Raw genomic sequence first — 17247 nt, 5'->3', positions numbered from 1 at the left:
AAAGAAAAGGAGGCATCCCCTTATGAGTGAACGTGTCATGAAGATGGACCGGAACGATAAAAGTATTCTCATCCGCGCGCTCCATGCGCAGTATCGGGAGAAAAAAGCCAGCGGCAAACCCTATGCCGAAATTGGCCAGCTGATCCTGCGCATCGATGCCACAGACCCCGGACGTCTGCGCCTGGGGGATGCCGAATACCTGCTGGCAAGGAATGCCCTCAATGACCTGCGCAACCAGCGCATTGCCAACGGGGGTTACACCGACGCCGCCGACGCGGCCCTTGCCAATCTGCTGCGCGCCAAAGTACCGTTCCATCTCTTCGGCCATACGCGCTGAATTACCATCTGTATCCTGCCAGGGAGTTTTCTCTGGCATTTTTCTTTTGGGAGGTGTTGGAACCCAACAATCTGAAACCTGTCTATACCATCGCGTCGCTGTCGGGTGGAAAAGATTCGACGGCGATGCTTCTTCGACTTCTGGAGGAAGCCCGACCCATCGATGAGATCCTGTTCTGTGACACAGGCTGGGAATTCCCGCAGATGTATGATCACCTGACCAGGCTGGAACGCTACATCGGTCGACCCATTACCCGTCTGAAAGCCCCGCTGACAGCAGAGCAATACTTCTACGAGTATACTGCCAAATCTACCGCCCGTCTGGTCACGGACCGGGGCCTCAGCTGGCCTTCCCATTCCTGCCGCTGGTGTACCGGGCGTCTGAAAACTCATGTCATCAACAAGCACCTGCGGGATCTGCGCAGGCAGTATCATCTGGTACAGTATGTGGGCATTGCGGCGGACGAAGCACATCGCTGCAAGGATCTGCACTACCCGTTGGTGGAATGGGGGATGACCGAAGCAGACTGCCTCAACTATTGCTATGCCCGCGGCTTCGACTGGGGCGGGTTGTACGATATCTTTCGCAGAGTTTCTTGCTGGTGCTGCCCTCTGCAGCCGCTGTCGGAACTGCGGAAGCTTCGTAAACACTGCCCGGATCTCTGGCAGCGGCTTCTGGAAATGGATGCCCATACCTGGCAGCCTTTCCGCGCCGACTACACTGCCCGACAACTGGAGGCACGTTTTGCTTTGGAAGAAGAAAGAACTGCACAGGGCCTGCCCATCACCGGACGGGCCTTTTTTACTGCCCTGCGGCAGAGATTCGAAAAGGAGGGATGTTCTTGAATACCGATGATTTCTGGAGCCTGATTGAACGGGCCCAACAGGTGGCCGACCCGCAGAATGAAGCCTCCATGATGGAGGCCCTGTTTTGGGAACTGACCAAGCTGCCTGACCGGGAATTCTTTGCCTGGTACCGGCTGCAGGAAGCCTTTATGCAGCTGGCCGACACGCCCAAGCTGTGTGCGGCGGCCTCTATCATCAACTATGGCACTTCCGATGACCGCTTTATGGATTTTCGCGCCTGGCTGGTCATGCAGGGGCGGGCCGTGTATTTGTCTGCCTTGGCCGCCCCTGACCGTCTGGCCAGGATGCGGGTGCCCTTCGGCGAAGCTGAGTGGGAGCTGTGCGGGTATATCGCCATGTATGCTTATACCGGCAGAAAGTATCTCGCGTTGTTCCGACCGGACGCCCCCGACGGGCAGGCGCTGCGCCGCCGCTATCCGGATTGCAAGGATCTGCCGCAGCAGGTGGAGCGAATCTGCATGAACCGTGCGCTGATCCGAAGATACGATGTGGGTGGGTTTGACCAGGATCTGGAACACCAGATGCTGCAGACCGAGATCGAGTACCGGCTGCATCGAAGCAATATCCCCAGGGATTTCTTTTCGGTTCAGCACAAAGACGAACCTAAAGAGGATCTGGCTGAAGAACTGGCCAAGACGCTCACCATCGATACCGCAGAAGTGGACCCGGCTTTACCGCACGCCCTTCCTGCCCTGTGGAAGAAGCGGACAGACTGGGAAGCCAATCGGCTGCAGCAACGAAGCGGTACAGCGCGCGGCGAACAGGCAGAGCGCTGATAAAGAGAGGGATTCGATTATGATTGACAACGCTTCAAGGCAGAAATTCTTCGTGGCTGTATCCGATTGTTTGGAGAAACGAGGCTTCTCCACGCACATTACAGAGGAAGGAAAACTGGCAGTCAGGAACGAGAAAATTCCCGGAACCGTAAAGTTACTTTGTGTTGTGGAGGGCAATGGAGTTATGTATTGCAGCTCCAGCGATTTGAAAAATGTATTCAAGAAGAAATTGCTGGAGGAAGTGATGGAATGTATCGAGGAGGCGGTACCCCAGGAGAAAAGCCGCAGCTCATCCCGAAAACACTCCAGCGAGGAAAGAACACGTGACTAACAAAATCGATGGCAACGCAACGAACATATTTGCCGATTCTGCGCTCTGTGCAGCGTTTTTGATCAAAAGCAGTATCATCTGCTTAAACAGGGTGGTTTGCTGATTGCAGAAAACGCCAACTCCATGGTGGATTTGGCTGCTGCCTCTTCCGCTGATCTGGTGGGCTGCGATTGCCCTGGCCATGCGCTGGCAACCCGGTATGAACCTGTCCGGTCTGCTGAGCGCCTGCAACGAGATGCTGGCGCAGCCGCTTCCCCTTGCGTGGAGCAGCCAGACCCCGCGCTTCCTGCTGATTTTCACCGGCCTGTATGCTGTGATTGCCTTGGTTGCATCTAGTGAACACCGCAACACCCGCCCGGGGGAGGAACACGGTTCTGCCCGCTGGGGCAACGCCAAAGAGCTCAACCGTCGCTACCGGGATACCCAAGGACCCAACCTGCTGATGACGCGCAACTTCCGCATCGGGGTGGATGGCTATAAACACAAACACAACACGAATGTGCTTATCGTGGGCGGCGCAGGTGCTGGCAAGACCCGTACCTATGCAGTGCCTAATGTGTTGGAGTCCGGGCGGCTGACGATGAAGGGAGCTTTGTGTACCGGCTGCTCCATGGTGATCACCGATCCCAAGGGAGAGATCCTGCGCAAGACCGGTGGCTTTCTCAAGCAGATTGGGTATGAAGTCCGGGTGTTCGATCTGCTCAACCCTGATGCGTCCTTCTGCTATAACCCCTTTCGGTATGTGCGGGATGACAAGGATGTGCTGCAACTGATCTCCAACCTCATTCAGAACACCACGCCGCCCCATGCACAGAGCTCCGACCCTTTTTGGGAAAAATCCGAGACTGCGCTGCTCCAGGCCCTCATGCTGTATCTGCTGCATGAGGCTCCGCCGGAGGAACAAAACTTCGGCATGGTCATGGAGCTGCTGGGCAGCGCCCAGGTCAAGGAGGAGGACGAGAGCTACGAGTCGCCCCTGGATATCCTCTTCGAACGTCTGGCCATGCGTGACCCGGAAAGCATTGCCGTCAAGCAGTACGGCATCTACAAACAGGCCGCCGGCAAAACCGCCAAGTCCATCCTGGTGAGCGTCGGCGTCCGGCTGGCTGCCTTCAACTTACCACAGATCGCCCGACTGACCATGACCGATGAACTGCATCTGGACGAGCTGGGAGAAAAACGGGTGGCACTGTTCTGCTGCATCCCGGATGCGGACCGTTCCCTGAACTATCTGGTTGGCATGGTCTACACCCAGCTGATCCAGACGCTTTTCTACCAGGCAGACCGTGTCCATCGGGGACGGCTTCCTGTGCCGGTCCACTGCCTGATGGACGAGTTCGCCAACAGTGCGACACGTTCCTAACTGAAAAGGTTAGGCGTGAAGCTGAGAAAAAAATAAGAAAATTGAAAGGAGTTTCGAGAACAAATCAGTTTCATAGAACTGATATTCCGACAGGTGGAATGATGGGGTAACGCCCTGAAACGCCTGCCCTAAGACTGCGCCGGGCATGGTGCAAGCGCAAAGACGCACTGTGTCCGAGAGCGCGCGGAAGTCGGCGGAAGTCTGCCCTAACAGGTCAAGCCGAGGAAAGCGCCCCAGCGGTGGGGTGTGCAGATGATACGCCGGGGGGCTATAAAATGCCCATGGTGAGGATGTGCGGTGGAACGCACTGACGAAGCCCTGAATGTACGGGTCAAGACGAATGAGCCGCAGAAATGCGGTTGCCGCCTATGGCGGTGTGCGTGGGGACGAGTAAGAGTTGTTAGTATGAAACTCCCTGCGGCGTTACAGGCGCCGCCCAAGCGCACTGGCTTAAAGGGGCCACCTAAAGGTATATGCACAGATAGGAATATTGGAACGTGGAAAGGTTGGAGCGTGGAGTGCATTGCGGCGCTGTGAAGTGCTGGCACGGAAAGCAGACTGTATAACGTGCCTTTATCCAACTGAGAGCGGTGCCACGACCGTTGAAGCTGCTGTAATGGTGGTGGAGGAACAGGCACCAGTCGGCTTTGAAAGCAAGAATAAAAGAACAGTATTCATAGGTTCGAGTATGACTAAGAAAGGCACACCCCAAAGGAGGTATGCCGACTATGACAGTGAAGAAATTGCAAAAGAAAGCGAAACTGCGCAACGCTGAATACTTCGGCTTGCAGGAGGTATTGGACAGGCTCTATGCCCAAAGTGCGGAAAACAAACGCTATACCGTGCTGATGGAGCTGGTGGCCGCTGATGAAAATATCTTACTTGCTTACCGAAATATCAGCAAAAACAAGGGTAGCAAAACGGCGGGAACGGACGGAAAAACTGTCCGCTACCTGTCAAAGTTCACAAACACAGCACTCATTCACTATATAAAAAGGCGGTTGGAGCAGTACCAGCCCCAGCCGGTGCGCCGGGTGGAAATCCCCAAAGGAGACACAGGGAAAACTCGCCCTCTGGGAATCCCTACGATTGCCGACAGGCTGATCCAGCAATGCTTCCTGCAAATTCTGGAGCCGATATGCGAAGCGAAATTCCATGAGCGGAGCAACGGTTTCCGTCCCAACAGGAGCGCAGAACACGCGCTGGCACAGTGTTATGCGATGATACAAAAGCGCGGTCTGCATTATGTGGTTGATATTGATATAAAAGGGTTCTTCGATAATGTCAGCCACGGAAAACTGCTCAAGCAGATGTGGAATATGGGGATACAGGACAAGCGTGTGCTGAGTATCATATCCGCCATGCTGAAAGCAGAAGTTGCAGGAATCGGTTTTCCGCAAAAGGGGACGCCGCAGGGCGGTATCATTTCCCCACTGTTGTCCAATATCGTCTTGAACGAATTGGATTGGTGGATTGCCAGCCAGTGGGAGAATATGCCGACACGCAAAAACCGTGAATATGCGCGGTCTGACAATGGGGTTATTGACAAAAGCCAGAAGTATGAAATGCTCCGAAAAAGCTCTGCCCTAAAAGAGTGCTACATCGTCCGGTATGCCGATGACTTCAAAATCTTCTGCCGCAAGCGAAGCGACGCAGTAAAACTCTTTGCCGCTACAAGAGATTGGCTAAAGGAACGGCTGGGGCTGGACATCAGCCCCGAAAAGTCCAGAATTGTCAATTTGAAAAGGCAATACTCCGATTTTCTCGGCTTCAAGCTAAGAGCTGTGAGAAAAGGCGTCAAGAGCAACGGCACAGCAAAGTACGCGGTAGAATCGCACATGAGCGATAAGGCAGTCAAGAAAGTGAAGCGGCAAACGCGGGAAATGGTGAAAAGAATCCAATCCCCGGCAAATGTGAATGAGGAATACAAAGCCATTGGAGCCTATAACGCCTATGTTTCAGGTGTTCACAACTACTATCGTTATGCTACCCACATCAGCAAAGACATTCGTAAAATTGCCTTCGGCATCACTCGAACCATGCAGAACAGATTGAGAGAGCGCTTGCAAAAGCAAGGAAACCCTCTGCCCGCCTACATTGCGGAGCGGTATGGAAGAAGCAAGCAAATTCGCTATGTGAGTGGTCAGGCTGTTATCCCCATTGGATATATCCAAGCCAAAGCACCGCTCTACAAACGGCGGGAAGTGAACCAGTACACGGAACAAGGCCGCAGAAGTATTCACAAAAATCTGGAATCCGTAAATATGAGCATTTTACACTACCTCATGCGGAACCCGGTACAGTTTGCAAGTGTGGAACTGAACAACAACAGACTGGCACTGTATTGCGCTCAACATGGGTGCTGCGCCGTTACCAAACAGCCGCTTGAAATCGGGGACATTCATTGTCACCACAAGCTCCCGCGAGAGAAAGGCGGTAACGACCAATACGGGAATCTGGTGCTGGTTACAGAGACCGTCCATATTTTGATTCATGCCACTGATAGCGAGGTAATTGCACGCCTTGTTCAAACATTGCGGTTAAACGTAAGACAGCGTGCGAAGTTGAACACTTTGCGCAAAACAGCAGGCTTATTCTCAATCTAAACGCAATTGCTCACTGAAAACTGTATCTATTTACAATTCTTTCAAAGTCGATGGAACGCCGTGTGCGGTGAAAGCCGCACGCACGGTGTGGAGCGGGGGAAAAGACGGAAAGCGGCGCTGACGCGCCGCTCAGGTCTTACCTATCGCTATTTGCTTTGCCCAAGGACAGCTTCCTGTCTGCACTGGCGACCATGCGTTCCCGCGGCATTTTCTGTTCCATCATTGTGCAGAACATCGCCCAGCTGAAATCCATGTACAAGGATAGCTGGGAATCGCTGGTAGGCCTGTGCGATGAGTTTCTCTACCTGGGCGGCAACGAACAGGGAACTCACAAATACGTTTCCGAGCTGATCGGCAAGGAAACGGTGGAAACCACCAGCCGAAGCCTTTCCCGAGGACGCAGCGGCAGCAGCAGTACCAGCCATCAGCAAGCAGCCCGCGACCTGATGACCCCCGACGAAGTGCGTCTGCTTTCCAATGACAAGGCGCTGCTGTTTGTTCGTGGTGAACGTCCGGTCATGGACTGGAAGTACAACCTGCTCCGGCACCCGAACATCCGTTTTACGGAGGATGGCGGCGCACCATCCTATGACTACACCGCTGCGCCGGATGCCCACGAGGATCTGGCAGGTGATGCCGAAAACTACGAACTGCTGGACATGGACGATTTCCTGCCGGCAGCCGAACAACCGAAACCCATGTTTACTTATCCAAGGAGGGATGCCCATGCATCGCAACAAGATTGATATGCCCCGCACCAAACGTCTGACCCGCCGCGCCTTCGCGCTGTATGCCGCTCTGGTTCTGGTCTGCTGCGCCGCCACGCCGGTGTTTGCCGACGGTGACCCGCTGACCGTTATCTCCAATCTGAACACCTTCATTTTCAGCGTGATTCGCGCCGTTGGCCTGATCCTGCTGGGGTGGGGTATCGTTCAGGTAGGCCTGTCGCTGCAGAGCCACGACCCCAGCCAGCGCAGCCAGGGCTTCCTGACGCTGGCTGGCGGCATCATCATCACCTTTGCCAAAGAGATCCTGGACCTGATCGTCGGCACCGGAGTCTGATGTGCCGGAATGTATCAGGAAGGGAGGTGATGCACCGTGGGTGACAGCTGGATCGTAAGCAACCTCAATGCTGCCCTGACCACTTGGAATGACAAGCTGGGGGAGATCTGGCAGCTACTGACCCAGAGCCCGCAGACCTTCAAGGACGGGCAGGTATGGGCTGTGATGGTGGGCATCCACGGGGCTCTGCAAGCCATTGGTTACGGGCTGCTGGTGCTCTTCTTCGCAGCCGGTGTGGTCAAGACCTGTGGAACCTTCGTGGAGGCCAAACGCCCCGAACAGGCTCTCAAGCTCTTTATCCGCTTCGCACTTGCCAAGGCTGCTGTGACCTATGGCCTGGATCTGATGCTGACCATCTTTCAGATCGTGCAGGGGATGGTCTCCACGGTGATCAACCAATCCGGCGTATCCGGAATGAGTGCGGTTACACTGCCCCAAGAGCTGATCGACGCCATCAACCAGGTGGGATTTTGGGATTCCATCCCGCTCTGGGCTGTGACGCTGATCGGCGGGCTGCTCATTACCGTACTATCCTTCGTGATGATCCTGACCGTGTATGGCCGGATGTTTTCCCTTTGGATGTATGCGGCCATTGCGCCCATTCCGCTTTCGTCCTTTGCCGGAGAACCCACGTCCAATGTGGGCAAGAACTTCCTGCGCAGTTACGCCGGAGTCTGTCTGCAGGGCGTAGTCATTGCTCTTGCCTGCATCATTTTCTCTGCTGTGTCCTCCAGTCCGCCCGCTGTGGATACCAGCGTCTCGGTGGTGACCGCTGTCTGGACCTATGTTGGGGAACTGGCATTCAATCTGCTGGTGCTGGTCGGAGCGGTCAAAGGGTGTGACCGGATCGTCAAGGAAATCATGGGCTTGTGACAAATCTTTCGTAAAATTCATCGTTGAATTCTGCAACACTTTCTGCTATACTATGGATAAGAAGCGGAAAGGAGCGTACCTATGCCTAATATCAAGCCAATCTCGGATTTGCGTAACTACAACGAAGTACTGCGGGACGTGTCTGTGAATGAACCGGTATTTCTGACCCGAAACGGCAGAGGCCGTTATGCTGTGGTAGACATCGAGGAATACGAAAGAACACGTGCAGGGCTGAAGCTGCTGGCAGAACTAGCCCGCGGTGAACGCTCCGGTCGGGAGAACGGATGGCTCGCGCTGGATGATGTCGAGTCAGAATTTCTGGGGTGAGCCATGGCAAAAGTGTATCTGTCAGGACTGGCCAAACAAGATCTATCTGATGCGAAACGGTATATTTCCGAGGAGCTGCAAAATCCGGAAGCGGCCAAGCGAGTACTGGCACGCATTTTCAAATCTCTTCGCGTTTTGGAACAGTTTCCCTATTCGGGAACACCGCTTCAGATTACGGGGATCGAAACGGGATATCGTAGTGTTGCCAGTGGAAGCTATCGCATCTTTTATCATGGCGATGAAGAATCTGTCTATGTTGTCCGCATCCTTTACGGACGGCGGGACTTCATGCGGATTTTGTTTGGTGTGACACCAGCACCGGATGATGAAGAATGAACCCTGGAATGGGATCACAACAAGAACGGGCAGTCATTTTGGCTGCCCGCTTTTTTGTTTCAAGCAAAGGAGTGATTGCCTATGGAAATCAAAATCCCCAAAGAAGTCCGGGATTATCATGAGACCATCTTCTTCGGTCTCAATACCCGGCAGTTTATCTGCTCACTGCTGGCCCTTGGGGTGGCGGTGGGCGTTTATTTTTTGCTCCGTCCGCTACTGGGAACGGAGGAAATCGGCTGGGTCTGCATCCTGGCCGCCGCACCCTTCGCGGCCTGCGGATTTTTCTCCTACCACGGTATGACCGCCGAGCAGCTGTTTTGGGCGTGGTGCAAATCCGAGATTCTGAGCCCCAAACGGCTGGTCTATCGTTCCAACAGCTATTACTACGATGCAATCCAGGGAGGAATGCGTATGAAGAAACCCAAACAGAAAAAGCGCAGCCGTAAGGAGAAGCGCCATTGATCAAGACCCTGTCCAAAGCGCGGAAACAGGAGCGTGTAAAGTTCCGCATTCCGCGCAACGTGCAGGACTGTATTCCCATCCGCCGCATTTGGGCGGACGGGATCTTCCAGGTGGGCCACCAGTTCTCCAAGACCTGGTCGTTCACCGACATCAACTATTCCATTGCCGGCAAAGAAGATAAGACGGCAATGTTCCTGGACTACTGCGACCTGCTCAATGCATTGGACTCCGGTGCTTCGGCCAAGATCACTCTGTACAACCGGCGGATCAACAAGGAAGAATTCGAGCGGTCCGTTCTGCTGCCTTTCAAGGATGACGGCCTGGACAACTACCGGGAGGAATTCAACGAGATGCTGCGCGCCCAGGTCACCGAGAGCAACAACAGCATCGTCCGGGAACGGTACCTTACCATCAGTGTCGTCAAGCGCAACATCGAGGAAGCCCTCACCTACTTTGCCCGCGTTGGCACTGATCTGACCACCAAGCTGGCGGCACTGTCCTCGGTGGCGCAGGAACTTTCCCTCAATGAGCGCCTGCGGATCTTCCGCGACTTCTTCCGCCCGGCGGACCCGCCTGCCGCTGAGTTCGATATCTACCAGAAAGCCCGGCGTGGCCAGCATTTCAAAGACTGGCTTTGTCCTAGCAGTATGGAGTTCTCTGCCGACCATTTCAAGATCGATGATCGCGTGGGTCGGGTGCTTTATCTTCAGGATTTCGCCAGCTACCTGAAAGACAGCTTTGTGTCGGAGCTCTGCGATCTGGACCGGGAACTGATGCTGTCCATCGATATTCTGCCCATCCCCACCGATGAGGCCGCCCGCCAGTTGCAGAACACGCTGCTGGGGGTGGAAACCAACGTGACCAACTGGCAGCGGAAACAGAACGCCAACAACAACTGGTCGGCCATTGTACCTTACGACATGGAACTTCAGCGCAAGGAAACCAAGGAGATGCTGGATGACCTGACCACCCGCGACCAGCGGATGATGTTCGGGCTGGTCACCCTCGTCCACATGGCAGATACCAAAGAACAATTGGATGACGACACCGAATCGCTGCTTTCCATTGCCCGCAAGCATCTGTGCCAGCTTTCCACGCTGCGCTGGCAGCAGCGGGACGGACTGGACACTGTGCTGCCCTATGGACTGCGACGCATCGAGGCGCTGCGCACCCTGACTACCGAAAGCACGGCGGTGCTCATTCCATTCCGCGCCCAGGAGATCATGCAGCAGAAGGGGATGTACTACGGCCAGAACGCCGTCAGCAAGAACCGCATCGTGGTGGACCGTCGGCAGCTGCTCAACGGCAACAGCTTTCGCTTGGGCGTGTCCGGCTCCGGCAAGTCCATGAGCGCCAAAGAGGAGATCGCTCAGATTGCCCTGTCCACGGAGGATGACATCCTGATTCTGGACGTGGAATCTGAGTTCGGGCATCTGGTGGAAGCTTTCGGCGGCGAGGTCATCCGCATTTCGGCTACGTCGGACACCCACATCAACGCGCTGGATATGGACCGTGCTTATGGTGACGAGCGCAACCCCATCGTGTCCAAGAGCGAGTTTGTGCTGTCCCTGTTTGAGCAGCTGATCGGCAGCGGGCTGGTCACCGCCAAGGAAAAATCCATCCTGGGCCGCTGCACGGAGCAGGTCTATATGCCCTATGTCCGCAACGGGTACAAGGGAGCGGTGCCTACCCTGAAAGACTTCTACCGTCTGCTCAAGATGCAGCCGGAACCGGAAGCGCAGGGGCTGGCCCTTTCCTCGGAACTCTTTATCACAGGCACCCTGGGCACCTTTGCCCAGCCCACCAACGTAGATACCAAGGCACGGATCATCGCTTATGATATCCGTGAACTGGGTGAACAGCTGATGCCCCTTGGGATGCTGGTGACGCTGGATGCCATCTACAACCGCGTGATCCAGAACTGGAAGCGCGGGCACCGCACCTGGATCTTCTGCGATGAGTTTTACATCCTGTTCCGGTACGAGTACAGCGCCAATTTCTTCTATAAGCTCTGGAAGCGCATCCGCAAGTACAACGGCCTGATCACCGGCATGACCCAGAACGTGGACGAACTGCTACGCTCCGATACCGCCCGCCTGATGCTGGCCAACTCGGAGTTCCTGATCATGCTCAACCAGAGCGCCACCGACCGGGCGGAACTGGCCAAACTTCTGAACATTTCGGACACCCAGCTGGGGTACATCACCAACGTGCCGGCTGGCTGCGGGCTGATCCGCTGCGCAGGTAATCTGGTGCCCTTTACCAACAGCTTCCCCCGGGATACGCAGCTCTACCGCCTGATGACCACCAAGCCCGATGAGCAATTGAAAGGATAAGGTATATGAAGCAAAAAAATAAGGGGCCGCCCAAGGCGGCCCCCATAAGTAAGGTCAGTGTGACCAGATGTTATTTTCCAGATCGCGCAGCCGTGTCCGGTAGTCCTTCACAATCTCTTCAGTTTTCTCCACATCCGGGAATGTGACAAGATAGTCATCGCCTGCCTGATGAAAACTCACAACCCCGGCAAGACCGGTTATTTCCGCAACCTTGATGAGCGTATGAAAATCGTATTCCTTGGAACTGAACAGAACATTCATGTCAAAGCGCTCCTTTGATGATTCATAAAAGTGAAATAAACGACTGAGCGACGTCTTTATTAGCATACCATAAAAATATGGTGAATTGCAATGCGCGTGTGGTGCCTTTATTGTTTACTCCTCTTCATCGTCATCTTCAAAGGAATAGGCATTTAATTCCGGGAAATCCAGAAATTCAGCCAGTGTCATATTGAATGCAATAGCAATTTTGTGCAGCGTTTTGATCCGTGGATTTTTGGTAAGGCCGCGCATGATATTATCCAATGTTGACTGCTTCACGTTGCTCATGGTGGCCAGCTTATTGATGCTGATGCCACGAGTTTCACATAAAGAACGAATCCGTTTTACATAGATGTTTGCATAGTCCATTTGGCGCCTCCTGCTACCCATTTTCGGGTTAAACAAATGATAGCAGTGCACCGAGGAGAAATTACCCGAATACGGGTTGACTTTTGCAGGAAAATGCCGGTAAACTGTAATTAACCCGTATTCGGGTAGTTCTGCGCGCCTGCCCACTGTCCGTTCGAGCCTTTTCGTCTGATTTTGCAAGACAATTAAGATACACTGAAAGCCAACTGCGAGTGCACAAGAAATAGGGAGTTTTGTATGGTAAAGGATGTTTTGCGTAGAGCTGTCGGAGCATTTTTTGCGGTGGCATTGTTGTTGAACAGTGTGGCATGTACTTCTTATTCTGAACCTGTCGAACCCGTTCCAACCGTCACTCCGTTGGGTGCCAAAACTCCTGAAGATAGTTCGATTGTGCCTGTACCGCCGACTGCGGGCGAGCCAGACGAGGCTGCTTTTTCCCTTACCATGCTGGATGTGGGGCAGGGGCTTTCCGTTCTTGTACAAGCCGATGGCAAGTATCTTCTCTATGACGGCGGTGGTCGCGGCACGTCTTCCTATGTGGTTGCCTACCTCCAGCAGCACGATGTAACAAAGCTGGAATGGCTGGCAGCTTCCCACTATGATGAGGATCACATCAGCGGTCTGGTAGGTGTGCTTCATACCACACCCGTGGAGCAGGCTCTGATGCCCGACTACACCACCGACACCCAGATCTACCAATCCCTGCAAACCGTGCTGGGAGAAAAGAATGTTCCGGTGATTTACCTAGCCCAAGGAGATACCTTCTCTCTCGGCGAGGCAGAAATCCAGGTTGTGGGGCCGCAAAATTATGTCTATGATTCGGACAACGACAAATCCCTCTGTCTGCGCATTTGTTATGGGGATTTTCAATGCCTTCTGACCGGAGATGCTGAGCAGGATGCAGAACAGGACATGGTGGCTTCCAGGCAGGATCTGACCTGCGATTTATATGTGGTAGGGCATCACGGTAGTTCCTCTTCCACCAGTGAAGAACTGTTGGACGCGGCAACTCCTGCCTATGCCTTCCTTAGCGTGGGGGAGGACAACCCGTATGGGCACCCCACAGCGCAGACATTGAACGCCCTGCAACAGTATGGAGTTACCCTATTCCGAACCGATCAGCAGGGGGAAGTCACCGTCTATTCAGATGGGCAGCAATGCTGGTTCAGCACAGAGCCTTGCAAAGACTGGAGTACTGGAAATCAAAGCATTCCCGAAGAACCCCTTGCCACAACGGTACCGCAGACCGCACAGTATGTGCTAAACACTCACACCAAAAAGTTTCATTTTCCGGATTGTCCCAGCGTTGATCAGATGAGTGAAAAGAACAAGGAGTTTACAGATGCTTCTCGAGATGAATTGATTGCCAGAGGCTATACGGCCTGTGGCCGATGTAACCCATAGATATATATGAAGGGCGGCTACCTGCCGGAAAAGCAGGTGGCCGCCCTTTTTATATAATATTTTCAAAAAGCAGGTGATTCAATGAAAGAGAATACCCACAAAGAGCCCAAGCAGAAACCCTTTGGACGCGCGTCAAGAGAACGCGTAACAAATCGGCTGCCGAAAACCCTTGTGCGGCAAGCATGGCTGAAAAGTAAGGAAAAAGCAATTTCGGCAACACGCACAAAGTCTGGTGGCAACTATACCTCTGCACAGGAAATGGAAGAGTATGCTGTCCAGCAAGGAGAAGCCTATCTGGAAGATGGAGTTCTCTTTGCATTGCGGAAAACAGGTGACGTTGCCAAAGATCGTTTCACTCGCAAACAAGAACCGGATAAACCGCCACAGGATGATTCCGTGTATTAGTCACTGTCTGCACGGGAAAGAAAGGACAGATGGTTGTGGCATCAATCCTTTTTCTTTTGCAAATGTTCTAAAATCTTTGTCATCAAGGAAGCGGTGGCATAGATACTACCGCCGACCAGGGATAATAAAAGGATGACCTGATCTAAAGACAAACGGACATCACCTCCTGCCGGATGGAATGGCAGTGCAGACAGTGACCGCAAAATAATAACACCCATATATTTGGTGTGTCAAGAATTGCCCGACTTCTGGTTTCAGACCGGAAGCCGGGCTTTTTCATTGTATAATGCGCTATAGTTGATAAATGATTGTGCGGGTTCATATTGGCCAGTTTTGCTGCGAATCCTATTAGAAAACCGGTCATGAGAGATAGCGATTATTTGAAAATCGCAAGGAAATAGTTTCCTTATATAGCATTACAAACGGTTACAAAATGGTGACAAACAACGGAAATGGTGAAAAATAATGGTCAATATAAATAAATAGTAGGTGAAGAAATATAACAATAACAACAAAAGAGAAAGAAACCGGTTTCGCAGATGACTCTTGCCACTACAGTCATCTAGTGGTACGCTATAAGCAACGAGGATGCGCTTCCCAACCGTTTAAGAAGAATCACAAAACAAAGGAGCATGAAAGATGAGCAGAACGAAACGGATCTTTACCTGTCTGCTGAGCGTTATGTTCCTTCTGATGATGGCCCCGGCCATAGCATTTGCGGAAGGGGCATCGGATGGAAGGATCATCGTATATGCGCAGGTCCCCGACGACTGGTCGAATCCGTGCCTGTGGGCCTGGAGCGATGACGGCACCAACGCTTTTGATGCCTGGCCTGGTGAGGCGATGGAGGCCGATGCAAACAACGAGGGCTGGTACTACTGCTGGATCCCCGAATCCGCGACCAACATCATCATCAACGCCAACGATTCTACGGTTCAGACCACAGATCAGAAGATTGAAGCACAGAATACCTGGGTTACGGTCACTGACGCTGAGAATGTGGCGATCAGCTACGAGCAGCAGACCAGCGGTGATATCCCCGAGTACGTTGAAACCTTCAAGATCCATGCGCAGGTTCCTGAAAGCTGGCAGGATGTTCGGCTGTGGGCATGGCTCGATCCTGACGGTGCCAATGCCTCGGATGCCTGGCCCGGCAAAGCGATGACCGCCGGTGAGGATGGCTGGTACACAGCCACAGCGCCTGTATGGGTCAACCGAATTATCGTCAACGGTAATGGCGGTGAGGTTCAGACAGAGGATCTGTCGATCGATCCGGCCGAGGTTTGGGTGACCGTCGCGGAAGATGGTACCGCTGAGTTTACTTATAATGATCCCAACGCCCCTGTGGCGGAGGACATTACGGTGCGTGTAAAAGCGCCTGCCGACTGGAGCGAGCCCAATCTGTGGGCCTGGTCTGCACCGGACGGCACCAACGCGTTTTCCGCCTGGCCCGGAGAACCGCTGGAGGATACCGGCGATGGATGGTTGACGCTGAGCGTTCCCGGTTGGATCAACAGTATTATTGTGAATGGCAACGAGGGCTCGGTTCAGACTTCCGATCTGTCCGTGGAAACGGGCAAGGATGTTTGGATCGTGGTGACCGATGCGGAGAACGCAACAGTCAGCTACGAGGAACCTGCCGAGACAGCTGAGACCGCCCCCGCGGCAGAGGAGCCAATCGAACCTGAAGCTACGGCCGAACCTGCTCCGGTGCAGGAGGAACAGAGCGGAATCCCGGTTGCCGCTATCGTTGTGGTGGTGATCGTGGTTGTTGTTGCTGCCGGCGCTGTCATTTACATGAAGAAAAAGAAGAAGTAAAACTGTAGCGGCGCAGGCATAAAAAGCCTGCGCCGCTTTTGCTCAAAAATCAACATCAACAAAAAGGGGGATACTAATGAAACGCCTGATCGCATTATCGCTGAGCTTGTGCATGGTCGGAACCATGCTTGCTGCGTGTTCTTCTTCACAGGACACCGCACAGGAGGATGGCCCGGTTACCATTACCATCTGGCACGACAAAGAGGATGAGGTGGCGGCTGCGCTCCAGGCGGAACTGGACCAGCTTGCACCTGACATCGTGGTGAATCTGGAACGGAAAGATGGTTTGACAGACTCGTTGAAAATGGTCGGCAATGATCCGAATGCTGCGCCGGATATGTATTTCTTTGCCCATGATAAGATCGGCGTTTATGCAGAGATGGGCATTTTGGCCCCGATCACCGACTTTATCGATGAAGAAACGCTGAATCAGTATCTTCCCATGACGATTGAAGCCGCCACCTATAAAGGCGAGGTATATCAGCTCCCTCTCTACTTCGAGACTCTGCTTTTCATGTATAACCGGCTCTATATGAGTGATGACGAGGTGCCGCAGACCACAGAAGAACTGTACAGCTATATGCAGGAAACGACCCAGGGCGGTCATTACGGATTTGTGGAACAGCATAGCACGGCCTATTATGCTGCAGGATGGCTTCATGCATTTGACGGTTATATTTTGAACGAAGCAGGCGAGCCTGGTCTAAATGACCCGAACACAATCAAGGCTCTGGAGTATCATAAAAAGTTTGTGGAATTGATGCCTACGGAGGGAGAATACGCAACCGTGAACACTCTGTTCCGGGAAGGCAAGGCGCACTCTACCATTGGTGGTCCCTGGCTGGTGCCGACTGCCAGAGAGGCTGGAATTGATCTGGGAATTGCCCCGATGCCCACCGTGGACGAAACCGGCAAACAGATCGCGCCGTATTCCGGTGTGCAGGGCATTCAAGTTCTTAAAGTTGCTGCGGAACGTAAACACGATGCCATAGCAAAAGTGCTGGAAGTTCTGACAGGCGACCAAATCGGTATTTCCATTGCACAGGCCAGCGGCTGCGCTCCCGCCAAGGAAAGCTGTTACGATGATCCGACTGTATCGCAGGACGATATGGTCATGGCCATGTACGAAACGGCACAGAACGCGGTCCCCATGCCCAATGTGCCGGAAATGGATGTTATGTGGACGGTGGCGGAGAACCTGCTGGTGGACGTGAATATGAATGGTGCGGATGTGCAGACCAGCGCAGATGCCGCTCAGCAACAGGCGTTGGATCTGATCGCACAGATGCAGTAAAGGCCGATATTCTTGGCTGAA

The 17247-nt window shown here is 53.5% G+C and carries 18 protein-coding genes and 1 pseudogene; 17 read left to right on the top strand and 2 right to left on the bottom strand.

Annotated features, from left to right (window positions below):
- Positions 1-22 precede the first annotated feature (22 nt).
- From ABGT73_RS11495 to ABGT73_RS11435, 13 genes and pseudogenes are all read left to right on the top strand, one after another.
- Entirely contained in the window at positions 23-337 is a 315-nt protein-coding gene (locus ABGT73_RS11495) for a hypothetical protein (RefSeq protein ID WP_346669811.1), read from the top strand.
- Between the two features lie 56 nt (positions 338-393).
- Positions 394-1182: a phosphoadenosine phosphosulfate reductase family protein gene (locus tag ABGT73_RS11490; protein WP_346669810.1), complete on the top strand. Its 789-nt coding sequence runs from the start codon at positions 394-396 to the stop codon at positions 1180-1182.
- On the top strand, positions 1179-1979 hold the full coding sequence (locus ABGT73_RS11485) for a DUF4240 domain-containing protein (protein ID WP_346669809.1): 801 nt from the start codon (positions 1179-1181) through the stop codon (positions 1977-1979). The genes ABGT73_RS11490 and ABGT73_RS11485 overlap by 4 nt, the downstream gene beginning before the upstream one ends.
- Before the next feature lie 19 nt (positions 1980-1998).
- Entirely contained in the window at positions 1999-2310 is a 312-nt protein-coding gene (locus ABGT73_RS11480) for a hypothetical protein (RefSeq protein ID WP_204646506.1), read from the top strand.
- A gap of 103 nt (positions 2311-2413) precedes the next feature.
- Complete coding sequence (locus tag ABGT73_RS11475; RefSeq protein WP_346669808.1) at positions 2414-3673, top strand: VirD4-like conjugal transfer protein, CD1115 family; 1260 nt, start codon at positions 2414-2416, stop codon at positions 3671-3673.
- Between the two features lie 728 nt (positions 3674-4401).
- Positions 4402-6279: a group II intron reverse transcriptase/maturase gene (ltrA, locus tag ABGT73_RS11470; RefSeq protein WP_346669807.1), complete on the top strand. Its 1878-nt coding sequence runs from the start codon at positions 4402-4404 to the stop codon at positions 6277-6279.
- Between the two features lie 152 nt (positions 6280-6431).
- Positions 6432-7025, top strand: a pseudogene (locus tag ABGT73_RS11465) (TraG/TraD/VirD4 family protein); the annotation flags it as partial.
- Complete coding sequence (locus ABGT73_RS11460) at positions 7006-7341, top strand: hypothetical protein (protein ID WP_346669806.1); 336 nt, start codon at positions 7006-7008, stop codon at positions 7339-7341. The pseudogene ABGT73_RS11465 and the gene ABGT73_RS11460, both read left to right, overlap by 20 nt.
- 36 nt (positions 7342-7377) lie before the next feature.
- Entirely contained in the window at positions 7378-8214 is an 837-nt protein-coding gene (locus ABGT73_RS11455) for a hypothetical protein (RefSeq protein WP_346669805.1), read from the top strand.
- Between the two features lie 81 nt (positions 8215-8295).
- Positions 8296-8541, top strand: coding sequence for a type II toxin-antitoxin system prevent-host-death family antitoxin (locus tag ABGT73_RS11450; RefSeq protein WP_204646514.1), 246 nt, complete (start codon positions 8296-8298; stop codon positions 8539-8541).
- A 3-nt stretch (positions 8542-8544) separates the two neighbouring features.
- On the top strand, positions 8545-8877 hold the full coding sequence (locus ABGT73_RS11445; protein ID WP_346669804.1) for a type II toxin-antitoxin system RelE/ParE family toxin: 333 nt from the start codon (positions 8545-8547) through the stop codon (positions 8875-8877).
- A gap of 81 nt (positions 8878-8958) precedes the next feature.
- Positions 8959-9339: a PrgI family protein gene (locus ABGT73_RS11440; protein WP_204646516.1), complete on the top strand. Its 381-nt coding sequence runs from the start codon at positions 8959-8961 to the stop codon at positions 9337-9339.
- Complete coding sequence (locus tag ABGT73_RS11435) at positions 9336-11675, top strand: VirB4-like conjugal transfer ATPase, CD1110 family (RefSeq protein ID WP_346669803.1); 2340 nt, start codon at positions 9336-9338, stop codon at positions 11673-11675. Before ABGT73_RS11440 ends, ABGT73_RS11435 begins: the two co-directional genes overlap by 4 nt.
- 54 nt (positions 11676-11729) lie before the next feature.
- Here the strand turns inward: ABGT73_RS11435 and ABGT73_RS11430 are convergent, their stop codons facing one another.
- Entirely contained in the window at positions 11730-11936 is a 207-nt protein-coding gene (locus tag ABGT73_RS11430) for a hypothetical protein (protein ID WP_204646518.1), read from the bottom strand.
- Between the two features lie 114 nt (positions 11937-12050).
- Positions 12051-12305 carry a helix-turn-helix domain-containing protein gene (locus tag ABGT73_RS11425; RefSeq protein WP_204646519.1) on the bottom strand — a complete coding sequence of 85 codons (255 nt, stop codon included), beginning with the start codon at positions 12303-12305 and terminating at the stop codon, positions 12051-12053.
- Between the two features lie 237 nt (positions 12306-12542).
- Between ABGT73_RS11425 and ABGT73_RS11420 the strand changes: the two genes are divergently transcribed.
- The 4 genes from ABGT73_RS11420 to ABGT73_RS11405 all read left to right on the top strand — a co-directional run bounded on the left by ABGT73_RS11420 (position 12543) and on the right by ABGT73_RS11405 (position 17226).
- Positions 12543-13709 carry an MBL fold metallo-hydrolase gene (locus ABGT73_RS11420; protein ID WP_346669802.1) on the top strand — a complete coding sequence of 389 codons (1167 nt, stop codon included), beginning with the start codon at positions 12543-12545 and terminating at the stop codon, positions 13707-13709.
- 81 nt (positions 13710-13790) lie between these two features.
- A complete protein-coding gene (locus tag ABGT73_RS11415) occupies positions 13791-14114 on the top strand; it encodes a hypothetical protein (protein ID WP_330033245.1) in 324 nt (107 codons plus the stop codon).
- 639 nt (positions 14115-14753) lie between these two features.
- Positions 14754-15932, top strand: coding sequence for a starch-binding protein (locus ABGT73_RS11410; RefSeq protein WP_346669801.1), 1179 nt, complete (start codon positions 14754-14756; stop codon positions 15930-15932).
- A 76-nt stretch (positions 15933-16008) separates the two neighbouring features.
- The gene (locus tag ABGT73_RS11405; protein ID WP_330033249.1) at positions 16009-17226 is read left to right on the top strand and encodes an extracellular solute-binding protein; all 1218 of its coding nucleotides are present in this window, start codon (positions 16009-16011) and stop codon (positions 17224-17226) included.
- Positions 17227-17247: the final 21 nt, after the last annotated feature.

Source organism: uncultured Subdoligranulum sp. (assembly GCF_963931595.1).
Classification (GTDB): Bacteria; Bacillota; Clostridia; order Oscillospirales; family Ruminococcaceae; genus Gemmiger.
Note: the sequence above shows the minus strand (reverse complement) of the source record. Positions and strands in the feature narration are given on the sequence as shown.